Genomic DNA, 22,799 nt, shown 5'->3' on the forward strand with positions numbered 1-22,799 from the left:
GGACCTGCCTGCCGCCGCGGTTAGCGCGGCTTACCCCGCACCTTGGGTGCGGGGTTTCTTTCTGCCGCGAAATGGCACCATATAATACAGCCCATAAAAATAATCCTTTCGAAGTCGTAGAAAAACCGGTAAAGTGACAAAAAGTTGGCCCCGCGCTCGGCCATGTTGCTTGCACTGTGCCGCCGCGGCGTACTCAGCGGCGCGCGGCTCGTGAATGTTCTCGCCTCTCGTCAGTTGTGTGCTCGTGGTATTCGCGGCAGCGGGGTATAAAAACGTGACACAACCATAAGGAGCGCAGTAACCAACGTGCTAGTACTTCTGGGTGCTCTTATCGCCGCCTCCGTGGTCGCGCCGCTGCTCATCATGCGAATGGGTCGCCCGGCTTTTGGAATTTTGGCACTGGTTCCCGGCTCAGGCTTCGTATGGACTCTCGTGCATTTCCTGCGCGGTACCTTCACAGACGGCGGCGCGGTCGAACAGACCGTGGAATGGATGCCGTCCGCCAACCTGAGTTTTAGTCTCCGCTTGGACGGACTAGGCGCGCTATTTAGCCTCATCATTTTGGGCATGGGCGCGCTGGTGCTGGTGTATTGCTGGGGCTATTTTGACGGAACGCGGCGCCGCCTGGCCCTGTTCGCCGCGCAAATGGTGGGCTTTGCCACCGCCATGTTTGGCCTGGTGGCCGCGGATAATTTCCTGCTGATGTACGTGTTCTGGGAGATTACCTCCATGCTGTCCTACCTTTTGGTCAGCTACTACGCGGAGCGTGCCTCTTCCCGCCGCGCCGCACAACAGGCGCTCATGGTCACCGCACTGGGCGGGCTATCCATGCTCATGGGTATCATCCTGCTCGGACGCCAGACCGGGGCGTGGACCTTTAGCGATATCGCCGCCTATCAGCACTTTGCCCAGACGCCCTACGTGACGGTAGCTATCGTGCTCATCTTGGCGGGCGCGCTGACGAAGTCCGCAATCGCGCCGGCACACTTCTGGTTGCCGGGTGCGATGGCGGCGCCGACTCCGGTCTCCGCTTATCTCCACTCCGCCGCGATGGTGAAGGCAGGCATCTACTTAGTCGCGCGCCTCGCGCCATCGATGTATGAGGTTGCCACCTGGCACGTGGTGGTTATCTCCCTGGGCGTATTTACCATGCTGCTGGGCGGCTGGATGGCGCTCAAGCAGCGCGACCTGAAGCTGGTGCTGGCCTATGGCACCGTCTCCCAGTTGGGCTTTATTACTTCCATCGCAGCTGTGGGTTCGCGCGAGGCTATGCAGGCCGCTCTCGCGCTGACCTTTGCGCACTCGCTCTTTAAGGCGGCGCTCTTTATGGTCGTCGGCACTATCGACCACTGCTCGGGCACGAGGGACATCACCAAGCTTTCCGGCTTGGGCCGCAAGGAGCCGTTCCTCTTCGGCATTGCGATCATCTCTGGTTTCTCCATGGCCGGCGTGCCGCCCCTTTTTGGCTTCGTGGCCAAGGAGGCAGTGCTGGAAGCCACCATGCATGAGGAGCTTCTAGTAGGCATGCCGCGCAATATGATGCTGGTGGCCTACGTCATCGGTTCCATCCTCACCATGGCCTATACACTGCGCTTTCTGTGGGGCGCCTTCGCCACAAAGAAGGAGATTAATGGCGCGGAGCCAGCAGAGGCCGTCGCCAAGATGCATCCCGTCAGCATCGGGCTTTGGCTCTCCCCCGCCGTGCTCACCGCCTTGACCGTGGCGCTCGGCGTATTCCCCAAGCCACTCTCGGCAGCCTTTGACCAACACCTCAATTCCACCTTCGACCCCAAGCCACATAGCGAACTGGCATTGTGGCATGGCTTTAACGTGGCACTGGGCCTCTCGGCGCTCATTATCGTTGCCGGTATCATCCTGCACTGGCAACGGCAGGTGCTAGAAAAATGGCAATTCTCCTACCCCGCTCTGGGCAATGCGGATGATGCCTATGATTCGGTCATCGCTCATCTGCGCAAGCTCTCGCTGCACACGACGGCAACCACGCAACGCGGTTCCCTGCAGCTGAACTTGACGGTCATCTTTGCCACGTTGATGCTGCTACCGCTAGCCATGCTCATTAAAGGTGACCTCACCGATATCCGCATGATCGTGGCGGAAAATCCTTGGCAGGTAGTGGCCGCCTTCATCATCATGGTGGCCGCTGTGGCCGCTACGGTAACCGATAATCGCTTGTCCGCCGTCATTATCGTTGGCGTAACCGGCTATACGCTTTCCTTCATCTTTGCGCTGCATGGCGCTCCGGATCTGGCGCTTACCCAGCTGCTGACGGAGACCATCGTGATGATACTTTTCATGCTGGTGCTGCGCCGCATGCCGGCCTCCACCGAGTGGAAGCAGGATCCCAAAATGGGGCGCCTACGCGCGTGGCTTTCGGTGGGCACGGGCCTGACGGTAACCGTGGTGGCGATGTTTGCCATCAACGCGCGCCAGTCCAAGCCCATCTCTGAGTTCATGCCGGATCTGGCCAAGGAGATTGGCCACGGCGCCAATACCGTCAATGTTTTGCTGGTGGACCTGCGCGCATGGGATACCTTTGGCGAGATCACGGTCATCATCATCGCTGCGTTGGGCGTGGCCTCTCTGATTTATCGCACCCAGTCCTTCGCCCGCGCGAGCCGCCGCCCCACCCTGCAAGTTACTGGGCGGCGCTGGCTGGCAGCCGGCGTGGAATCAGAGCAGGCGCTCAACCGTTCGCTGATGATCGACGTCTCTACCCGCGTGCTCTTCCCGTCTATGGTCGCGATTTCCTTCTATTTCTTCTTCGCGGGCCATAATGCACCAGGTGGCGGCTTCGCCGGTGGCCTCGTCGCCGCGCTGGCTCTTATCCTGCGCTACCTGGCTGGCGGGCGCGCAGAGCTGGATGAAACCCTGCCTATCGACGCCGGCCGCACCATGGGTACCGGACTCTTCCTATCCGCGGTGGCCGTGGTGGCCCCAATGTTCTTTGGGCACCCACCGCTTACCAGCGGGTACACCTCACCGGAGATTCCGCTCATCGGCAAGGTTTCGCTGCCTTCGGCGTTGGTATTCGATGCGGGCGTCTACCTCATCGTCGTGGGCCTTACGCTCTACATCCTGAATTCCTTGGGTGCCAAGTTGGATGAGGAAGAGGAAATGCGTAAGCAGCGCGCCCGCGATCGTGCCCGCTCGCTGGCCCGGCAGCAACGCCAACGCACCGCCAAGCAAAAGGCGCAACGGGCGCAACGCAAGGAAAAGAAACAAGCCGCCACAGCAAGCACAGCCCCGACAACAGGAAAGGAGAAATAAAATGGAAGCCAACCTCTTCCTCCTCCTGGCCGGGGGCGTACTCGTCGCGGCAGGCGTCTACCTGCTGCTGGACCGCACCATGACCAAGATGATGTTGGGCTTGTTGCTATTGGGCAATGGAGCCAACCTCTTCCTGCTGCAGTCCGGCGGCTCGGCCGGTTCCCCGCCTATCGACGGCCGCGAGTCGGAGCCTTACGGCGCCGAGATTGCGGATCCACTGGCGCAGGCGATGATTCTTACCGCCATCGTTATCTCCATGGCACTTACGGCCTTCATCCTTACGTTGGCCTACCGCCAGTACCGCTACCGCACGGACGATGTCATTGAAGATGACGCGGAGGATACCGCGATTGCGGCTAAGGCTGCGCGCCCTGGCAACGCGGCCGCCAACCCGGACCACGATGCGTCCAATGATCCGACCACGGGCCGCGCCACCAAGCAAGGCGATAACTTCGGACCCGAATCCTTCGAGCAACCAGTAAAGGGGGCCGACGATGAGTGAGACCGTACAGCCGCTTGTCGATGTCCTCTTTCCCTACATCGGCTACCTCATTCCGCTGCCCATTATCATCCCGGCGGTAGCCGCAGCGCTCGCCTTGATCTTTTCCCGCGTGCCCAATGTGCAGCGCCAAATCGTATTTTTCTCGCTGCTTATAACGGCGGTAGTCAACGCCATGTTGATCCTCATTGCGGATTTTGAGGGCATCCAAACACTGCAGGTGGGTGGCTGGGACGCCCCAGTGGGCATCACGCTCGTGGCGGATCGCCTCTCTGCAGTGATGCTTTTTACCTCTTCCGTGGTGCTCTTTTCTGTCATTTGGTACGCCATCTCCCAGGGCGTACGCGATGGCACCAAGGACGAGCCAGTGGCAGTCTTCTTGCCCACCTACATGCTGCTGACCATGGGCGTTAATATCTCCTTCTTGGCAGGCGACCTCTTCAATCTCTACGTGGGCTTCGAGGTCTTCCTCGTGGCGTCGTATGTGCTGTTGACCCTGGGTGCCTCGGCCGGTCGCGTGCGCGCCGGTGTGGGCTACGTGATGGTGTCGATGGCCTCGTCCATGATTTTCTTGCTCGCGTTGGGCTTTGTGTATTCCTCCGTGGGCACGATGAACATGGCCCAGATTGGCCAGCGCATGCAGGACATCCCGGAGGGAACTCGCACCGCCATCTTTGCCACGCTGCTCGTCGCCTTCGGTATTAAGGCGGCCGTGGTTCCGCTGGACGCCTGGCTGCCGGACTCGTATCCCACGGCGCCATCGCTTGTCACGGCCGTCTTCGCCGGCCTGTTGACCAAGGTGGGTGTCTACGCCATCATCCGCGCCCGCTCCTCCGTCTTTACTGCCGGTGGGCTCGATACCGTGCTCATGTGGGTTGCCCTAGCCACAATGTTGGTAGGCATCCTAGGCGCGATTGCGCAGTCCGATATTAAACGACTTTTGTCCTTTACCCTGGTCAGCCACATTGGCTACATGATCTTCGGCGTATCGCTGGGTACCGCCCAGGGGCTTTCCGGCGCCATCTTCTACGCCGTACACCACATTCTGGTCCAAACCGCGCTATTCCTGGTGGTCGGACTCGTTGAGCGCCAGGCCGGCACCTCGTCGCTGCGCCGCTTGGGTTCGCTGATGTACTCGGCCCCGCTTATCGGAATTTTGTACTTCATTCCAGCCATTAATCTGGGCGGCATCCCGCCGTTCTCCGGTTTCTTGGGCAAGATCATCTTGCTGCAAGCCGGTGCGAATGAGGGTTCCTGGATGGCGTGGGTACTCATCGTCGGTGCCGTGGTCACCTCGCTGCTGACTCTCTACGTCATGATGCTGGTATGGGCTAAAGGCTTCCAACGCGACCGCGCCGATGCTCCGGAAGGTAACGTGGCGCTCGCCCGCCCGGCCCCGCTTTCCGATATCACCGATGAGGTGGAATTTTCCTCCCGCCAGGATGTGGGCCGCGTGCCCTTTGGCATGATTGCTTCTACAACCCTGCTGGTGGCCGCGTCCACCTCCATTACCTTCCTGGCGGGCCCCATGTCCGGCGTGACTTCCCGCGCTGCCGAATCCGCGCAAGATACTTCCATCTACCAGTACGCGGTGCTGGGCGACCGCGCGGATGACCCCACCCGCCACCTCAACCAGAAGGAGCGCTACACCGGCGGCGCGGACTCCTATGAAAATCGCCGCAACCCCTCCCCTGAGGCGGAGCCTTCGGCCTCACCGGGCTTGGATGCCCGCACCGACCCAGAAGCCGGCGGCCGCGATTCGCATTCCACGGATGTAAAGTCCCCGGACGCCGCCAAGAGGAAGGATACTAGCGATGACTAACACGCGCTTTTCCGGCCTGCGCCACCGCTTCCGCCCGTGGTTCATCGTCTGGCTGGTAATCATGTGGTGCATGCTCATGGGCGAGGTCACCGTGGGCAACCTGGTGGCCGGGCTTATCATCGGCCTCGTCATTGTCTTTGCCCTGCCGCTGCCGGCCATGCCTATCACCGGCATCGACGTCTCTTGGGGAAAGCTCATTGCGTTCATGATCCGCTGGTTCTGGGAATTGTTCTACGCCTCACTCAAGGTGGGCTGGCTGGCCGTGCGCCCGCAACCGGTACCCAAGACTGCCATCTTGGAGCTGCCCATGCGCTTGGATAATGAGTTCGTGCTTTCCTTAGCCGTAACGCTGTATAACCTGCAGCCAGGCGGCACGGTGACCGATATCGATATTGCCAACCGTATGATCACCGTCCATATCTTGGATGCCCGCGATGAGGCCCAGATTCAGCGCGAAATCGGTGCCGTGGCCCACCTTGAAGCCTCATTCATCGACATCTTTGAAAGGAGCCACCCCTAATGGATCCGCAGATCTATAACGCGATTTTGCTGGTGGCCGCCGCGCTGCTGGTGGTCTCCTTCCTCATCACCGTCTGGCGCATTGTCACCGGCCCCAATTCGTTGGACCGCTTGGTGGGCATGGACGGCTTTACCGCAATGTTTCAGTGCGCGTTGGCTACCTATATGTGCTGGTCGCTTAATACCACCGTGGTCTCAGCCATGCTGGTCATTGCGCTGCTGGGATTCATCTCCACCGTATCCGTCACCAGGTTTAGGAAGAGGGATAGCCAATGAGCTGGTCTTTTATTGCAGATGTGCTCTCGCTCATCCTGATAATCGGCGGCAGCGTCCTCACCTTGGCCGCGGCTATCGGCATCGCCCGCTTCAAGGACACGATGTCGCGCGTACACGCGGTAAGCAAGCCGCAAACCACCGGCCTTATCCTGACGATCCTTGGTGCCATCATCCGCATCACGGGCGCGGAATCCTTCAGCGTTGCCGAGCGCGGGGATTTAGGAATACTCGTTTTGCTGGTACTGTTTGCCATGTTCACTAGCCCGGTAACCGCGCAGCGCACCTCGCGTATTGCACGCCGTGAGGGCCTGTACGGCACCGAGGAATCCATGTCCCGCAACGACCGACCCGCCGCGAAGTCGCTGCGCCGCAAGTAGGAGACGCTTTTCACCGTGAAAAAGCTTTATGGGCTTCCCACTATGGTGACTTTGCTCGCCGCTCTTATCGGCGTCATCGTCTACCGCTTCAGCATCTTCGACGGCAATAGCGCCTTTGTATGGCGCGTTCCCCTGGATCTGAAGATTTATTGGCTCGCCGGCGGCGAGGTGGCCCAAGGCGCGGACCTCTACGATAACGCCTATATCGGCAACCTGCCTTTTACCTATCCGCCCTTTTCCGGCACCCTTTTCACGTGGCTTTCCTCGCTTGACGACGCCCCCCTGATCCTCCTTTGGCAGGGCGGCACCGCCCTCGCCTTGTTCACGGTCATCATGCTGGTCCTGCGCGAGCGCGGCCTCAAGCTCTCCCCGGCAATGTGGCTGTTGGGCATCCTCTTGTTGTGCTGCACCCCGGCGAATGAGCCGGTGCACGGCACCTTATTCTTTGGCCAGATCAACATCTTCCTTATGCTGCTAGTGGCCTTGGATATTCTGCCGCGCAAGCGCGCTTTGCCGGGCATCGGAATTGGTTTGGCCGCGGGTATGAAGCTCACCCCGGCCTATATGGGTCTGGTCTTGCTCTTCCAGAAGCGCTGGTGGCAAGCGATCATCGCCATCCTTACGTTCGCGGTAACCGTGGCCATTGGTTTCGTGACCATTCCGGATGCCGCCGACTTCTGGACCGACGCTATCTTTAAGTCCTCCCGCGTGGGCGAGCACACCAACCCTGGCGCGCAGTCGATTCGCTCGGTGATGGTCCGCGCCTGGGGCATTGATGGCGGCTGGATCTGGCTCGCTGCCGTGGTCGTGGTCTTCATTTTGACCTGCCTGGCGCTGCGCACCGCGATGAAGCACCGCAATAATTCCGCCGCACTCGCGCTTGCCGGAATCAGCTCCTGCTTGGTCTCCCCCTTCTCTTGGTATCACCATTGGGTGTGGACGGTGCCGCTGGCCGTCGTCGTGCTGGTTGCCGTCAACCAGGGTCTGGGCAAGCGCCTGCCCGGCATCCTTGGCGCGCAGGTCGCTGGCTTCGTATCGGTGCTGGCGATGTGTGCGGTAACCATGCCGTTTATCTCCGCCCCCGTGTGGCTGTCTGCTGCTAGCCGCTCGCTCAACCACTGGGATCTGCAGCCGTGGGGCATGTTGGCTTTTACCGGCGCTGGTGTTCTCTATATCGCCTTCTACGCGGTGTGGGGTTTTATCCCTGGCACCCAGCCGGAAGAGGAAGCGCCCGCCCCAGGCCGCCACCACCAGCCTGCGCAGCCCGCTAGCGCGCAGCTCGATGCCGCGCAGACCGCTGGTGCGCAACCTGCTTCCGCGGAGGCCGGGGCACTCCCGGCGCGCTCGTTTAATACGGCAGCTACGAGCCGGAAGGGCCAGGGTCATCCACGGGCAGCGCAACCCGTCAGCGATGAAACGGCAGAAATGCCCGCGGTAGGGCCGGAAACGCGCGCGTTCCCGGCAGCCCAGGACATTACCGATATCCCCGATACCCCGGCCTACGGCCGCCACTCGCGCCCTGAGGACTAGGCCCCGGGCCAGCCTGCCCGCCGCTTTAGAGCGGGCGGAAGGTGTGCAGCTCGCGGCAGGTCTCCTCGACCACCTCGCGCCAGCTGCCGGATTCTTTGAAGAGGCGGCGCTGCCGCTCATAGCCGGCGCCGCCATCGATAATTTCGTGGATGAGTTTGAGCTCGTTGACGCATCCCAGCTCGCGCGCGATGGGGGTAAGCTCGTCCACCATCTCTGCTAGCTCGTCTTTGACCCATGCCTCATCGGTCTCGCGGGAGGTAATCACTAGCGCGTCCATGCCGTAGCGGGCACCGCGCCATTTATTTTCTGCTACGTGCCAGGGCTGCAGGATGGGGAGGGACTCCGCGGCGTCGATAAGCCGGTCGTAATAGACCACCAAGCAGTGAGTAAGCGCCACGATGGCGGACAGCTCGCGCAGGTTGGACGTCGCATCAGAGACGCGCACCTCCACCGTGCCCCACTTGGAAGCCGGCCGAATATCAAAGTGCATGGAACCGGTGTGATTGATGACGCCGGAAATGGCTTGGTCGCGCATATAGGACTGCCACTCGGCCCAATCCCGGAATTGGTACGGCATGCCTGCGGTGGGCAGCTGTTGGTACAGCATGGTGCGGTTGGAGGCATAGCCGGTATCAAGGCCCTCCCACCCAGGCGAGCACGCAGAAATGGCTAGCAGGTGGGGGTACTTGGTCATTAGCGCATTGATGATGGGCCATACGCGGTCCTCGTGGCTAACGCCTACGTGCACGTGCGTGCCCCATAGCAGCATCTGCTTGCCCCAGTACTGGGTGCGCGCGATGATTTCTTGATAGCTGGGCTTATCCGAAAGCGGGTTCTCGCGGAAGTCCGTAAACGGGTGGCCGCCAGAGGCCCAGACGTCTATGCCCAGCTTGTCGGCTGCTTCTTCCACTGCTTTCAGGGAAGTGTTCAGATCAGCGATGGCTTCCGGCACGGTATGGCAGATGCCGGTGACCAGCTCCACCGTGTTCTGGAGGAATTCCTTTTCCAGATGAATCTCGGGGTGGGCTGCAGTGGCGAGATCAATGAGTTCCGCGCCGCGCGGGACAAGGTCGCGCGTCTCGCGGTCCACGAGCGCCACCTCCCATTCCACGCCGAGCGTTGGTTCGGGAGAGCGGGCGAATTGTTCTGCCGGGATCTTCACCCATTCAGCTTAACGGGTGACAGGTATTAAGGCGTGAATTTTATTTAACCTGTTCGCACCGGTGGACCTGCGGGCGCGGAAAAGTTCAGATCACAAAGGTCCAAGGCATTCGGCCGAAGAACTATGGTGCTTGCTCTTCGGCCGGATGGCCTTGGACTTTAAGTCAGGTGCGCGGCTTGCTTAGGCCTGCGGTACCGCCAGAGCGACGACGACGGCACCGCCATCGGTTGCTTCCTTAGGCAGGTCGCGATTCATCGGGGCAACATCAGCCTGGTAGCGGGCGGCGACCTCCTTAGCCAGTGCTTCAGCGGAGGTATCGCCTTCTGGGAAGAAGACGGTGGTCTTTGGGACGGTGAGGACATCGCCAGGCAGGTTGCCCACGTAGCCCACCTTGAAGCCGCCACCCTTGAGGGAATCGGCTTCCTTCTTGGCCTTGTCTACCTCGCCGGAGTTATTGAGGACGCTGACCTTAATATCGTTGCGGTCGCGCGCGGCGGAGTGGGCGTTTTCCTCGCCTGCGGCGGCATCTCCCTTGGCCGCGGCTCGCTCATCGGCAGCGCCGGAAGCGGCCGGGTCGCCTGCAGCATCGCCTTCACCTGGTGCGGGCGCCGGTGCGGGGGCAGGGGCGCTAGCACCTTCGGAAGCGCCAGGGGCACGGGAGCCTGCGGCGTCGGGGCCAGCAGAACTTTCGGGCGCGGCACCGATGGTGGAACCGGTGGAGTTTTCCTGCTTGCTCTCGGAGGCAACGGTGGAATCATCGTCTCCCGAGGTCATGGAGTACAAAGCCCAGAGTCCGAGCATGACGGCCACGGCGATGAGGACCATAGCCAGGCCACGCAGCGGCAGCCCGCCCTTCTTAGCGTGCGCGCCACCACCAGCGGGGCGCTTAGCTGCGCGGGAAGCAGACGCACCGGCAGCGGAGCCGGCGCGGGTTTCGTCGGATACCTTGTCGGTTGAATTTTCCGGATTCACATTAGTCACATACGCAACACTAGTACCCAGTATTAACTAGATGGGGGATTTCCCCGCGCGGCGCGCCGCGTGTTTTCCCGTTCTTCGCGCAGCCGGCGCAGCCGTGCAACCAGGAGGGGATGGGATTGGGCGGCCGCGGGGGCGTCGAGAAGCAGGTTAAGGCGCTGGTGGTAGCGCACCGGGGAGATGTCCAGCTGCGCGCGGATAGCCTCTTCCTTGCGGCCGATGCTGCGCGGCGCGGTTTCCTCGAAGTCCAAAATGGCGGCGTCTAGGTCAGACAAGGGGTTCATGCCTAAACTGTAAGACATGACTATTCGCCCCATCGTTATCCACGGCGAGACCGTGCTTCATGAACCCACCCAACCGGTGGAAGAATCCGAGATTTCCACCCCGGAAATGCAGCAGCTCATTGCAGACATGTATGAAACCATGGACGCCGCCAATGGCGTAGGTTTGGCCGCTAACCAGGTAGGAATTGGCAAGCGCCTCTTTGTCTACCACTGCCCCGATACGGACGGCCCCAATGGCACCGAGCTGCCGTCCGAGGAGGCGGGCATGCGCAAGGGCTGCGTTATTAACCCCGTGCTGGAGACCTCCGAGATTCCAGAGACCATGCCTGCCGACGACGGCTCCGATGACGAGGGCTGCCTCTCCGTGCCGGGCGAGGGCTTTCCCACCGGCCGCGCCGACTGGGCGCGCGTGACCGGCAAGGACGAGAACGGTAATGACATTTCCGTCGAGGGCTATGGCTTTTTCGCCCGCTGCCTGCAGCACGAGACCGGCCACCTCGATGGCTTCCTCTACACCGATACCCTCATCGGCCGCTATAAGCGCCAGGCCAAAAAAGCCATCAAGCGCAATGGTTGGACTGAGCCGGGCTATTCCTGGGTACCGGGTGAGGACGCCGATCCCTTCGGCCACGACGACTAATGTCTCGCATTTTCCGCTCCGATGCCGTCCAGGTAGGCGAGCGCGTGGTGGCCCGGCGCGACTTCGGCGGCGTCCATAGCGATGTCATTGGGCACGTGCTCAGCCTCAATCCGCTGGTCATTCGCCCGCAGGAGGTCGGCGGCTACCCTTCCGACTTAGATGCGGTGGAGATCCCGCCAGAGCAGCTGAAGATCATCAAGCGGCTCTCTCCGCGTATGGTCCGCAATTCCGATATCCGCGCCGTGGAGGTTGCCGCGGCCGCGGCTTTCCCCGGCACAGACCACGCCTGGACTAGCGATGGTTCCTGGCTCCTGCGCGCCGGCGACGGGGTTTCCGGCAGCTCCAATGCAGCCGTTCCTCTAGGTCCTTCGGCCGGCTTTACCCCGGTGCCACTGGAGGAGATTAAGGCCTTCTACGCCCGCCACAACCTCCCGGTGCGCCTGGTAGTTCCAGAGCGCATTGGCAAGCCGGCCGAACGCCTGCTCGCCGACCCCGCCTGGGAGACCGAGCCGGAGGTCCTCGCCATGGTCCTGCGGGATCTGCCCACGCTTGCCGACGCCCCCTCTACCTCCCCCACCTTCCACATCGCCGCCCAACCCGATGACGAGTGGCTGGCGATGTATCAATCCCGCACCGATGCCCTTCCTGCCGAGGCGGTGCAGAGCCTTGGCGCTCACGTCGAGGGAACGCTCGGCTTTGGCCGCCTAGTCCTCGATGGCGAGACCGTCGCCATCGCCCGCGGCACCCTGAGCGAATCTGGCGATGGCACCACGTGGCTGGGTCTTTCTTCCATCGAAGTGGCCAAGGACTTCCGGCGTCGCGGATACGGCACGCTCGCGCTCCAGCACCTGCTGCACTGGGGGCGCAATAATGGCGCCGAGCACGCCTACCTCACCGTGCCGGCTTCCAATACCGCAGGAGTACGCCTAGCTGAGAAGCTCGGCTTCATCGAGCAACACCGCCGCATCTACGCCTGCCTGCGCAACTAAGCTCCGCGCTGCAGACTTCCGGTCTGAGCGGTGAGCCTTATGAGACTGCCCGCTGACCTCGCTGCAGCGGGCAGGTACTGTATGTGGCATGCGCATCGCCACGTGGAATATTAACTCCGTCCGCACCCGCATACAGCGGGCGCTGGACCTTATCTCCAAGCACGACATCGATGTTTTGTGCCTGCAAGAAACTAAGGTGAAAGACGATAAGTTTCCACGCGAGGCCTTCGAGGACGCGGGCCTACACGTCACGTGCCACGGGCTCAACCAGTGGAACGGCGTGGCCATTGTGTCCAAGGAAGAGCCGGAGGAGGTCTTGGTCGGCTTTCCGGGCCAGCCCGGCTTTGCCAAAGATCCGGAAAAACCACAAGACCGTGAGGCCCGAGCGCTAGGGGCCCGCATCCGTGGCGTAGAAATTTGGTCCCTCTACGTGCCCAACGGCCGCGAGATCACGGACCGCCACTATGACTACAAGCTGGACTTTCTCTATCACTTGGCACACTATGCGGAAAATAATGCGCAGTCTAAGCTTCTTTTGACCGGTGATTTCAATATTGCTCCGCGCGATGAAGACGTATGGGACATCGAAGCCTTCCGCGGGAAGACGCATGTCACCGAGCCAGAACGCGCCGCATTTCAGATGCTGGAAGAAGCCGGGCTCGAGGAGGTCACCCGCCGGTTCACCGAGGACCAACGCTATACCTACTTCGATTACAAGGGTATGCGCTTCCAAAAGAACGAAGGCATGCGCATCGATTTCCAGTTGGCTTCAGCCCCACTTGCTCAACACGTAACCGGCGCACAGGTAGACTTGGTTGAGCGCGCCGGCGATAAAACCTCCGATCACTGCCCGCTTCTCGCAGATTACGATCTGCCCGATTTCGATTCCGTGAAATAGATGTCTTGGTCGCTTGATCTCAGTTTTTGGCAGCTCGTATTCCTGATCCTGGATTACGGGATCAAGATCGTTGCCGTCGGCTTCGTGCCCGAGGGCCGCCGGCCTTCCAGTTCCACCGCGTGGCTGCTGGCAATTCTGGTACTGCCGTTTATCGGCCTGCCGCTGTTTTTGCTCATGGGCTCGCCGTATATCAACCGGCGTCGCCACCGCATCCAGCAAGAAGCCAATGAGAAGATTGAAAGTGTCACGGCCCGCACCCCGGACCATCCGCAGGGCATCCTTTCGGCGGAAATAGAGTCGGTCATCCGGCTCAACCGCGAGCTAACCGGATTCCCGGCGTTGGTGGGCCACAATCTTGGTCTACACGCGGATTATGACGAGTCCATTCGCGCCATCGCAGCCGCCATTGACCGCGCCGAGAAGTACGTGTCCATCGAGATCTACATCCAGTCCTGGGATGAGGTCACGGACGTATTTTTCGAGTCGCTGCGCAGGGCTACCGCCCGCGGCGTAAAGGTGCGGCTGCTGCTGGATCAGATCGGCAGTTTTAAGTACAAGGGCTACTTCAAGCTGGGCAAGCAGCTAACAGAGATAGGCGTGGACTGGCATCTCATGCTGCCTATTCAAATACACAAGGGCCGTTTCCGGCGTCCGGACCTGCGCAACCACCGCAAGCTGGTGATCATCGATGGCAAGGTGGGCTTTATCGGCTCGCTGAATATGATTAAGCGCCAGTACAAAACCAAGGATCGCTACTGGATTGACTACATGGTGGAGCTCTCCGGGCCAATTGTAACTTCTATGTCTGCAGTCTTCGCCGTAGATTGGTACCTGGAGGCAGGCGAGAACCTTCCGCTCGATGAGCTGCCCTATGACGACGCCCAGACTGCCGACGCCAACCACCTGCAAATCATCCCCTCCGGGCCGGGTTATACCACTGAGCCAAACCTGCGCATGTTCAACTCCTTGGTGCACCACGCCAAGGACCGGCTAGTTTTGTGCTCGCCCTACTTCGTCCCGGATGAGTCCCTGCTGGAAGCTGTGACCACCGCCTGCTACCGCGGCGTGGACGTGGAACTTTATGTATCAGCAAAGGCGGACCAGTTTATGGTCAACCACGCCCAGTCCTCCTACTACCAAGCCCTGCTAGAGGCAGGCGTACACATCTACCAATTCCCCTACCCCTTTGTGCTGCACTCCAAGTTCATCATTACCGACCCGGACGATCCCGGCCGCGACCCGTTGTGCATGTTCGGCTCCTCCAATATGGACCCGCGGTCGTTCGGCCTGAACTATGAATCCACCATGTTGGTGGCCAAGGGCGACCTCATTGACCAATTCAACCAGCTCGTAGCCAATTACCGCACGGTGTGCCACGAGCTAACTTTGGAGGAGTGGAATGAGCGCGGCTTTATCCGCCGCTACGTGGATAATGTCATGCGCCTTACCTCCGCGCTGCAGTAGAGCAAACACGAACCATCACGACTGCAGCGAAGACAGCCTGGCAACAAGAAACCGCCCCGGCGGGCAGCGAGAATGAACTGCCGGCCGGAGCGGTGAAGCGTTATATGGGTGGGTGTTTAGGCGTCGCGCTTTTGCAGCAAGAGGACACCGAGGACCCACAGGATAACGGCCCAGGCAATAAATACCAGGCAGAATCCCCAGTTTTCCTTCCACGGAGCATCAACCGGTTCCATTTCCAGCAGCCACGACTGGAAAGACTTGAACGGCATGAAGTTCACCAGCTTGCTGCCGACCTTGGGGATGGTGGCCACGAGATTGTCCACGCCGAGGAAGAGGATGAGGCCGATAGCCACGGCACCGGCCGTCGAGCGCAGCAGCAGTCCTAGGCCTTGTGCGAAGAGGACGAGTAGCGCGGCAGCCAGCGGGTACTTCCACAGCTGCTTTTGGCCCATCTCATCGTCCCAAGGGTGGAACTCCGCGGCTACCTCATCGTGGGCAAAAAGCTCGGTAAGCAGGTAGGCGCCCGCCACGGCGATAAAGGTCAGCGCGGCCGCGATAACCGCATACATGAGCAGCTTGACCAAGGCCACCGACCAGCGGCGCGGGGTAGCCATAAACGTGATGGTCTGCGTACCAAAGCGGTACTCGGTGGTCACGATCATGATGGCCTGGATCATGAGCACGGGCAGGCCGAGGAACAACAGGAAGGACACCGCGCCATCCGAGGTGATAATCCCCATGCCCATTGCTGCCTCTTCAGGGGTTTCTGCCGGCTTCGTCAAACGAGCATTGAGGATGGCCCAACCCCAGGCAAAGAAGAGGAAGATGAAGGTGGTCCACCAGAAGGAGCGGGTGGTGTGCAGCTTGGTCCATTCGGACTTCAAAGTATTCAGCATGGCGACTTAAACCTCCTGCTGGGTGGGTCGAGCGAACGGAGTGGCGGCGCCAGCGGTTCCGGGGGTGGGGGCACCAGTGGAGCCGTGGTACTGGACGGCGTCGCCAGTAAGCTCCATGAAGGCATCCTCCAAGGAGGCACGCTTGAGGCTGAGCTCATTAAGTGGCACCCCAGTGGAGTAGGCTAGCTGGCCCACAAAGTCCGTGGTCTGGTTGGCAATCACCAAACGGGGGCGGCCTTCCTGGTCGGTGGACTCGGTAAAGGCGATTCCCTCGGCACGCAGCGCGGAGCTGAAGGCATCGAGATGGTCGGAGCGCACCAGCACGGAGGACTGCGAGTGGTCCTTCACAAAGTCATAGGTGGGCTGGTCCGCTACCAAACGGCCCTTACCAATGACCACGAGATGGTCGGCGGTTTGGGACATCTCCGACAGTAGGTGGGAGGAAATCAAAATGGTGCGGCCCTCATTGGCTAGGGCGCGCACAAGCTGGCGGACCCAGCGAATGCCCTCCGGATCGAGGCCGTTGACCGGCTCATCCAAAATGAGGATGCCCGGGTCACCGAGCAGCGCGCCGGCTAGGCCTAAGCGCTGGCCCATGCCGAGGGAGAAGCCACCGACCTTCTTACCGGCGACGTCGGAAAGCCCTACCAGCCCCAGGACCTCATCAACGCGGGAAGTAGAAATGCCATTGGACTGCGCAATCCATTTCAGGTGGTTGGCGGCGCTGCGGTTGCGGTGCACCGCCTTGGCATCGAGCAAGGCACCTACCTCACGCAGGGGTTGTTTGAGCTCGTGGTAGTGCTTGCCGTTGATGCGCGCCTTGCCGGCCGTTGGAGTGTCCAAACCCAAAATCATGCGCATGGTGGTGGATTTGCCCGCGCCATTGGGACCCAGGAACCCGGTGACCATACCGGGTTTTACCTGAAAGGTGAGATCATCAACGGCGCGGACAGACTTATATTGTTTAGTCAGTCCTTCTACTTCGATCATGGCACTAGCGTGCCATAAATCCGGCAACTTTACCTGTTCAATGCCTCCACACTCTCCCGCAGGGCGGGAAAGGCGTGGCGGAAGGCGGCCAGAAGGGGGAGGCTTTCTACCTCCTCAAAAGGCACCCAGCGCAGCTCATAGGACTCTTCATTAGCTGTAGTAGGAAGCGGTGCGCCAGTACGCGTGCGTGCTAGGACGGTGGTATAGGTCCACTCCCCCGGCAGATCCCCCGCCGCGGGATAGGGCCCGGCCGTTACTCGCGCATCGAGCACCTCCACATCTTGGGGCGCAATCGCGCATTCTTCATGGGTTTCACGCAGCGCGGCCTGGGTAGGCGTCTCCGTAAAATCGCGGGCGCCACCCGGAATCCCCCAGGTATCGCCGTGATTAGTCCACGCGGCGCGGTGCTGGAGGAGCACCTTGCGCCCGGCGACGAGGAACAGGCCGGCGGCACCAAATTTTCCCCAGACGCGAATGCCGCCGGGGCCTGCCGCCCAGCCGTCTCCACTGTGAGGGTTATGCATGCTGCCTATCCTAGCCACACACGCGGGTATATGGTGGCGCCCAGCACACTGCGGGCGCTATTCTAAGTGAATGACCGAGCAGGCAGTCCGGGCAGAAAGCGTGCACGACGAGCACGCTCACCCGAGCGATCACTGGCTCGATGAGGTTACCGCGCCCACCGGCCCGGCCTTCAGCGGGCTCAGTAGCCGCGCCATGGAATGGTTCGCGGGCCCGGCGCGCCTGCTGCGCCGCTTTTACTACTTCGCCTCCACTACCCCAGGCAAGCTTTTTACGGTCACGCTCATTCTCACCGTAGCCCTAGGCGCTGCCGGCTTATCGATGTCCCAGTCTTCTGCCGCCCGCCACTCCGATTTGGACGAGCTGCTAAGCACCACCGAGCCGATGTCGAATGCGGCGCACCACCTTTATAGTTCGCTCTCGGTGGCCGATACCGTGGCCACCACCGGCTTCGTGCAGGCCGGTGTGGAATCAGAGCACAACCGCGATAGATATAACGAAGCCATTGATGCCGCTTCGGTGGCAGCCACCGAATCCGTGCTGGGTACCACGCAAGAAGACGACCGTGTGCGCGAGCTGGTGACCTTTATCCAACGCGAGCTCCCCGTCTATACCGCAATGGTGGAAAAGGCCCGCGCCAACCACCGAGCCGGCAATGCGGTGGCCAATTCCTATATGTCCAATGCCTCGGCGCTGATGCGCGAGCGTATCCTGCCGGCTGCCTCCGAGCTGTTCCAGCTGACCACCGCCAAGGTAAACCAGCAACAGCAAAAGCTCACCTCCCCACAGTGGGTGCCGCTCTCCGGCCTCTTGGCGGCGCTCTTCTTCCTCGCCGTGGCCCAATGGTGGCTGTGGCGCCAGACCCGCCGGCGTTTTAACCGCGGCTTCTTAACTGCCAGCGTGCTGCTTTTCTTGGCCATCTCCTGGGTGGCACTATCCAACCTCGCCACCTGGTCCACCGGCCACCAGGGCTTTGAGACCGCCTCGCGCCCGTGGGATTCGCTCACGGCCTCGCGGATTGAGGCGCAACAGGCGCGTACCTCTGAGACCCTGGCGCTGGTGCTGCGGTCCTCCGAGGAGGATTCGATGGTGCGCTTTTCCAGCTCCATCAACTCCATCGAAGGGGCCCTCGAGGATTATGAGGAAGCGCTCAATGATGAGGACGTGGAGGTCACCGACCCAGAACTCATTCACAGCGCCCGGGCGGCCGCCGAGCAGTGGCGCGGTACCCACGACAAACTCATGGGTGCGCTCAAGGACGGCGACTATGATGAGGCCATCTACCAGGCCACGGCCACCGAGCCCAGGAATGGCGAGATGACCGCGGCGCGTTCCTTTGATGAGCTCGACGCGGAGCTTTCGGATCTCATCGGTCAGGCGCGCATCGCCATGCGCAGCTACTTGGAGCGCGGCCTGACCGCCATGACTGCGGTGTCCTCGGCCGTGTTCCTGCTGACCTTGTGCGCCATTATTGCCGTGTGGCTGGGCATCCGTCCTCGACTGCAGGAGTACCTCTAATGCGCCGCACACGCCTTGCCCTCGCTACCCTTGCCTGCATCTGCACCGCGCTGCCGCTAGCCTCGTGCGATGTTCGCTCCACCCCGCCGCTGGAGGCGCCCGCCGAGCACGCCCTCGATTCAAAGCCGGGCCCGCCGCTGCCGGAAGGAGCGGAAATTGAAAAGGCGGGATCTACCCCAGCTCACCGTGCCTCTGATGAGGAAATCAGGGGCAGCTACCGCCCGGATGATAGGAAGGCGAAGGAGCGGGTGCCGGACATCGTCAAGCGCGGCCGTCTCATCGTGGGCGTGGACCGTTCCAATAACTTGCTGAGCTACCGCGATGCCGCCACTGGTGACGTGCGCGGCTTCGAGGTGGAGATTGCCCGCGAGATTGCCCGCGATATCTTTGGTGATCCCAACAAGGTGGACTTCCGCTTCGTGGAATCCTCCGACCGCGTCGATACCCTCAATACTGGCGCGGTGGACATGATTGTGCGCACCATGACCATTAGCCCGGAACGCGAGCGCGACGTGGCCTTTTCCATTCCCTATATGAGCACCCAAACCCGCATGCTGGTGCTCACCAATTCCGGCATGAAGTCCGTGGAGGACGCCGCCGGTAAGACCCTATGCGGTGTGGGCGCGTCCACCGCGCTGGAAACTATCCGCGAGCACGCCCCCAAGTCCGATATCTTGGTTACCCGTTCCTGGGGCGATTGCCTGATGGCCCTACAACTCAACCAGGCCGATGGCATCGTCGTCGATGATGCCTTGCTCTCCGGCATGGCCGCCCAAGACTCCTATACCTCCATCGTGGGCGAGCCGCTAGAGACCGAGAACTACGGCGTGGCCGTGCGCCGCCCCAGCAAGCAGCAGGACACCCGCCCGCTGCTGCGCCAAATAAATTCCACGCTCGAACGCATCCGCCGCGACGGCACTTGGTCTTCCATTTTTGAGGAGTGGCTCGGCGCCTACCTGGAAGAGCCCACCCTGCCGGCCGGCAAGTACATCGAGGAGGACGCTAAGCCATGAGCCATAACCCAAACTTCAGCGACGACGAGCTCGAGTACATCGAGCCCGAGAACCTCGATACCCAGCGCGCCTTCCGCCAGCCCACCAACGCCGCCAACTCCGCGCAGGAGCCGGATGCGCTAGACGATGCCCCCTTGGATGATGGCCCCACCACCGCCGCCGTGGCTTTCGACCCCTTTGCGGACGAAGACGAAGAGGGCACTGCGGCCGTAGCCTTCGACCCCTTCGCCGCCGAGGATGAGCCCGGCGATGATGCCGGCACTTCCGCGGTTGCCTTCGATCCCTTCGCAGACGAAGACGAGGACGGCGATGGTTCCATCGACCCAGACCATATCTCCAGCCTTCTGGCGGATCTGGATAATATCCGCGCCCAACGTGAACAGCAGCGCGTCCAAAAATCCCAAGAGGACTCCTCGCAGCGCTCGCGCCGCCGCGCGCTCGATACCTTCCGCGAACGCCGCGGCACCCACCGCACCGAACGCCGCGTGGCCGATGGCATGGTGCGCCTGCCCTTTATCACCCCGGCCGAGCCGACCGATGCGCTCATTGATCCCACCGAGGAATCTTCAGGCAAGAAGATTCCGCCACCACAGCTACAGCCCGGTGACATGGTGGCCGGACAGTACGAAATCTTGGGCGTTATCGCCCACGGCGGCATGGGCTGGATTTACCTGGCCAATGATCACTTTGTCTCCGGAAGAGTGGTTGTCCTCAAAGGTATGCAGGCCCAAAAATCGGCCGATGAAACCGCCGCTGCAGTGGCAGAACGCGAGTTCCTCGCCGATATCACCCACCCTGGCATCGTCAAGATTTTCAATTTCATCGATGACGCCCGGGTGCCCGGCGGCTTTATTGTCATGGAGTATGTCGGCGGGCCGTCGCTAAGAAACAGGCGCAAAAAGCAGCCGGATAAGCTCCTGCCGGTCGATATCGCCATTGCTTATATCTTGGAAGTCCTGCCCGCGCTGGAGTACCTGCATTCGCGCGGGGTGGTCTATAACGACCTAAAGCCCGATAACATCATCGTCACCGAGGACCAGGTCAAGCTCATTGACCTGGGCGCGGTCTCCGGCATTGGCGCGTTTGGCTATATCTACGGCACCAAGGGCTACCAAGCCCCGGAAGTGGCCACCGAGGGCCCTTCCATCGCCAGCGATATCTACACCATCGGCCGCACCCTGGCTTCGCTCTGCCTCAAGCTGCCCACCGAGGACGGCGTCTACCTGTCCGGCATCCCCACCCCCACCGAAGAGCCGGAGCTGCGCCGTTTTCTGTCGCTCTACCGCCTGTTGCAGCGCGCCACGAACCCGGATCCAAAGCGTCGCTTTACCTCCATCAAGGAGCTGCGCACCCAGCTCTATGGCGTGCTGCGCGAGGTCATTGCCATCCGCGACGGCCTGCAGTACCCATCCCAACATTCGCTTTTCTCGCCGCAACGTACCACCTTTGGCACCAAGCACCTAGTTTTCCGCACGGATCAGCTTATCGACGGCATCGATCGCACCGTCCAAATCACCGCCCCCGAGGTCGTCTCCGCCCTGCCTACGCCACTGCTGGACCGCGATGACGTGGGCGCCGGCCTGTTGCAGGGCGCTTCCTATGCGGAGCCACAGGAGGCCCTGGAGACCCTCCGCCAGGCCATGCAGACCCCCGAGTACGAGCACTCGGCCGAAATCCCGCTAGGCGTGGTGCGCTCCATGATTGACCTTGGCTATACCGGCCAGGCCCGCCAGTGGCTTAGCTCCATCGAGGATCGCCTCGGCCGCGACTGGCGTTTCCAGTGGTACGCCGGCATTACCGAGCTGCTTCACGACGACTACCGTGACGCTCAAAAGTACTTCTCCACCGTCCTCGACCTCCTGCCGGGCGAGGCGGCTCCCAAGCTCGCCATCGCCGCCATCAACGAGCTCATCCTGCAGCAGCTGGACTATAGCGATACCTCGCTTATTGACCCCACCGTGGCGCGGGCCTGCTCCAATATGCATTCCACGCTGGCCGATCTCCCTAACTCCGCCTTTGAGGGCCAGCCGGAAATCTGGAACCACGTCACCCAGGATCCGGCCGCGCTGCGCTTTAACTCCATGCGCCTCTACGGCATTGTGTGGTCCACCAACCCCACCACCGTCTCCTCCGCCTTTGGCCTCGCCCGCCAGCTGCGCTCCGAGGGCCAGGTGGAGGTAGCCGTCGTGGTCCTCGACAAGGTTCCCAATGCGTCGCGCCACTACCGCATGGCCCGCTTGACGACGATCCTCCAGCTCATCGTCCAGGACCTTTCCGAATCCCGCATTCGCCGCGCTGCCCGACGCCTCGAAGAGGTGCCCACCAACGAGCCGCGCTTCCTGCAGATCAAGATCGCCGTCATTTCCGCTGGCCTGAACTTCCTGCGCAACGCCGATCTTTCCCGTGCAGCTTCACCCAACGATCTCTTCGAATACGCCTTTACCCAGCGCGGCCTGCGCACCGGCTTGTCCGAGACCCTCCGTGCCCTCGCCCGCCAAGCGCCGTTTAGCCGCCACCGCTACGCGCTCGTTGACCTTGCCAACCAGGTCCGCCCGGTCACCACCTTCTAATCGCTACACAGGCTCGTACAGCCGCCCCACTAATATAGCTCCAGGTCCTCCGATAAGGCTGTTAATTCAGCTACGGCACGGCGCTGACGGACATCTCTTTCATTCTTGTATTTCTGCAGATCCGCAAGACTCACGCGCCGATGGGAACCAACCTTGTAGCCGGGAAGGCTCCCTTCATCAATGAGCTTTACAACGTGTGGCCGCGAAACATTGAGAAAGTCTGCTGCCTGTTGCGTGGTGAATTCGGATTCCTCGGGCACTACGCGGACCGATTTCCCTGCCGCTTCAATGACGAGAACTTTCTGCAGGGTTTCAGCGATTTCTCGCGGAATTGCGATTATTTGCTCGGTTCCTTGCACGAATATATCCACTGGTGCCGGTGAATCTTTTGCCTCCAACACAGAATTGAGCCTTAATAAAGCCTCTTCCGCTGGGCTGGTATCCCGAGTTGCCCCGCCATTTTGTAAGTCCTTCATACCCTCACCTTACAAAATAAACGAAATAAACGAAACAGTTGCTGTACTAGGTTCAGAGACAAAAACGAGGCGTGCGATCCCTTGCGGA

Annotated in this window: 21 protein-coding genes; 14 read left to right on the top strand and 7 right to left on the bottom strand. The window is 61.2% G+C overall.

The features are described from left to right. Positions 1-306: 306 nt before the first annotated feature. The 7 genes from QP324_RS03390 to QP324_RS03420 are packed head-to-tail and all read left to right on the top strand — an operon-like array spanning position 307 to position 8,311. Positions 307-3,288: a Na+/H+ antiporter subunit A gene (locus QP324_RS03390; protein ID WP_284814475.1), complete on the top strand. Its 2,982-nt coding sequence runs from the start codon at positions 307-309 to the stop codon at positions 3,286-3,288. A gap of 1 nt (position 3,289) precedes the next feature. After that, complete coding sequence (locus QP324_RS03395; protein ID WP_284814476.1) at positions 3,290-3,790, top strand: Na(+)/H(+) antiporter subunit C; 501 nt, start codon at positions 3,290-3,292, stop codon at positions 3,788-3,790. Then, a complete protein-coding gene (locus QP324_RS03400; RefSeq protein WP_284814477.1) occupies positions 3,783-5,609 on the top strand; it encodes a Na+/H+ antiporter subunit D in 1,827 nt (608 codons plus the stop codon). Before QP324_RS03395 ends, QP324_RS03400 begins: the two co-directional genes overlap by 8 nt. After that, a complete protein-coding gene (locus QP324_RS03405) occupies positions 5,602-6,129 on the top strand; it encodes a Na+/H+ antiporter subunit E (protein WP_284814478.1) in 528 nt (175 codons plus the stop codon). The genes QP324_RS03400 and QP324_RS03405 overlap by 8 nt, the downstream gene beginning before the upstream one ends. Next, positions 6,129-6,404: a monovalent cation/H+ antiporter complex subunit F gene (locus QP324_RS03410; RefSeq protein WP_005325614.1), complete on the top strand. Its 276-nt coding sequence runs from the start codon at positions 6,129-6,131 to the stop codon at positions 6,402-6,404. Before QP324_RS03405 ends, QP324_RS03410 begins: the two co-directional genes overlap by 1 nt. Beyond that, the gene (locus QP324_RS03415) at positions 6,401-6,781 is read left to right on the top strand and encodes a monovalent cation/H(+) antiporter subunit G (protein WP_179387013.1); all 381 of its coding nucleotides are present in this window, start codon (positions 6,401-6,403) and stop codon (positions 6,779-6,781) included. The genes QP324_RS03410 and QP324_RS03415 overlap by 4 nt, the downstream gene beginning before the upstream one ends. A gap of 15 nt (positions 6,782-6,796) precedes the next feature. Then, on the top strand, positions 6,797-8,311 hold the full coding sequence (locus QP324_RS03420; protein ID WP_284814480.1) for a glycosyltransferase 87 family protein: 1,515 nt from the start codon (positions 6,797-6,799) through the stop codon (positions 8,309-8,311). Positions 8,312-8,336: 25 nt separating this feature from the next. On the opposite strand, the gene QP324_RS03425 is transcribed toward QP324_RS03420, so the two are convergent. The 3 genes from QP324_RS03425 to QP324_RS03435 all read right to left on the bottom strand — a co-directional run bounded on the left by QP324_RS03425 (position 8,337) and on the right by QP324_RS03435 (position 10,753). Then, a complete protein-coding gene (locus QP324_RS03425) occupies positions 8,337-9,473 on the bottom strand; it encodes a glutamate--cysteine ligase (RefSeq protein WP_284814482.1) in 1,137 nt (378 codons plus the stop codon). A gap of 180 nt (positions 9,474-9,653) precedes the next feature. Beyond that, positions 9,654-10,454 (bottom strand): LytR C-terminal domain-containing protein, encoded by an 801-nt coding sequence (locus QP324_RS03430; protein ID WP_284814484.1) that lies wholly within the window; start codon positions 10,452-10,454, stop codon positions 9,654-9,656. Positions 10,455-10,477: 23 nt separating this feature from the next. Beyond that, entirely contained in the window at positions 10,478-10,753 is a 276-nt protein-coding gene (locus QP324_RS03435) for a DUF3263 domain-containing protein (protein WP_284814485.1), read from the bottom strand. Between QP324_RS03435 and QP324_RS03440 the strand changes: the two genes are divergently transcribed. The 4 genes from QP324_RS03440 to cls all read left to right on the top strand — a co-directional run bounded on the left by QP324_RS03440 (position 10,752) and on the right by cls (position 14,726). Beyond that, entirely contained in the window at positions 10,752-11,375 is a 624-nt protein-coding gene (locus tag QP324_RS03440) for a peptide deformylase (protein ID WP_239278272.1), read from the top strand. The two genes, QP324_RS03435 and QP324_RS03440, sit on opposite strands and share 2 nt — an antisense overlap. Continuing rightward, positions 11,375-12,364, top strand: coding sequence for a GNAT family N-acetyltransferase (locus tag QP324_RS03445; RefSeq protein ID WP_284814486.1), 990 nt, complete (start codon positions 11,375-11,377; stop codon positions 12,362-12,364). The genes QP324_RS03440 and QP324_RS03445 overlap by 1 nt, the downstream gene beginning before the upstream one ends. Before the next feature lie 88 nt (positions 12,365-12,452). After that, a complete protein-coding gene (locus QP324_RS03450) occupies positions 12,453-13,262 on the top strand; it encodes an exodeoxyribonuclease III (RefSeq protein ID WP_284787228.1) in 810 nt (269 codons plus the stop codon). Beyond that, positions 13,263-14,726, top strand: coding sequence for a cardiolipin synthase (gene cls, locus QP324_RS03455; RefSeq protein ID WP_198492105.1), 1,464 nt, complete (start codon positions 13,263-13,265; stop codon positions 14,724-14,726). A 116-nt stretch (positions 14,727-14,842) separates the two neighbouring features. Here cls and QP324_RS03460 read toward each other — a convergent pair whose 3' ends face one another. Genes QP324_RS03460 through QP324_RS03470 form a run of 3 tightly spaced genes read right to left on the bottom strand, consistent with a single transcriptional unit; the run spans position 14,843 to position 17,136 of the window. Then, entirely contained in the window at positions 14,843-15,622 is a 780-nt protein-coding gene (locus tag QP324_RS03460; protein WP_239273384.1) for an ABC transporter permease subunit, read from the bottom strand. Between the two features lie 6 nt (positions 15,623-15,628). Further along, positions 15,629-16,612: an ABC transporter ATP-binding protein gene (locus tag QP324_RS03465; RefSeq protein WP_284814487.1), complete on the bottom strand. Its 984-nt coding sequence runs from the start codon at positions 16,610-16,612 to the stop codon at positions 15,629-15,631. 29 nt (positions 16,613-16,641) lie between these two features. Continuing rightward, entirely contained in the window at positions 16,642-17,136 is a 495-nt protein-coding gene (locus QP324_RS03470; protein ID WP_049377936.1) for an NUDIX domain-containing protein, read from the bottom strand. Positions 17,137-17,206: 70 nt separating this feature from the next. Here QP324_RS03470 and QP324_RS03475 point away from each other — a divergent pair, with 70 nt between their 5' ends. From QP324_RS03475 to QP324_RS03485, 3 genes are read left to right on the top strand one after another with little or no spacing between them, the layout of a single operon-like run. Further along, on the top strand, positions 17,207-18,652 hold the full coding sequence (locus QP324_RS03475) for a hypothetical protein (RefSeq protein ID WP_269953915.1): 1,446 nt from the start codon (positions 17,207-17,209) through the stop codon (positions 18,650-18,652). After that, complete coding sequence (locus QP324_RS03480) at positions 18,652-19,665, top strand: glutamate ABC transporter substrate-binding protein (protein ID WP_284814488.1); 1,014 nt, start codon at positions 18,652-18,654, stop codon at positions 19,663-19,665. The genes QP324_RS03475 and QP324_RS03480 overlap by 1 nt, the downstream gene beginning before the upstream one ends. Further along, on the top strand, positions 19,662-22,235 hold the full coding sequence (locus QP324_RS03485) for a serine/threonine protein kinase (RefSeq protein ID WP_284814490.1): 2,574 nt from the start codon (positions 19,662-19,664) through the stop codon (positions 22,233-22,235). The genes QP324_RS03480 and QP324_RS03485 overlap by 4 nt, the downstream gene beginning before the upstream one ends. 29 nt (positions 22,236-22,264) lie before the next feature. Here the strand turns inward: QP324_RS03485 and QP324_RS03490 are convergent, their stop codons facing one another. Continuing rightward, positions 22,265-22,711, bottom strand: coding sequence for a helix-turn-helix domain-containing protein (locus QP324_RS03490; protein WP_049377940.1), 447 nt, complete (start codon positions 22,709-22,711; stop codon positions 22,265-22,267). Positions 22,712-22,799 lie beyond the last annotated feature (88 nt).

Origin of the sequence: Corynebacterium sp. UMB0012, from assembly GCF_030216265.1 — a bacterium.
GTDB lineage: Bacteria > Actinomycetota > Actinomycetes > Mycobacteriales > Mycobacteriaceae > Corynebacterium.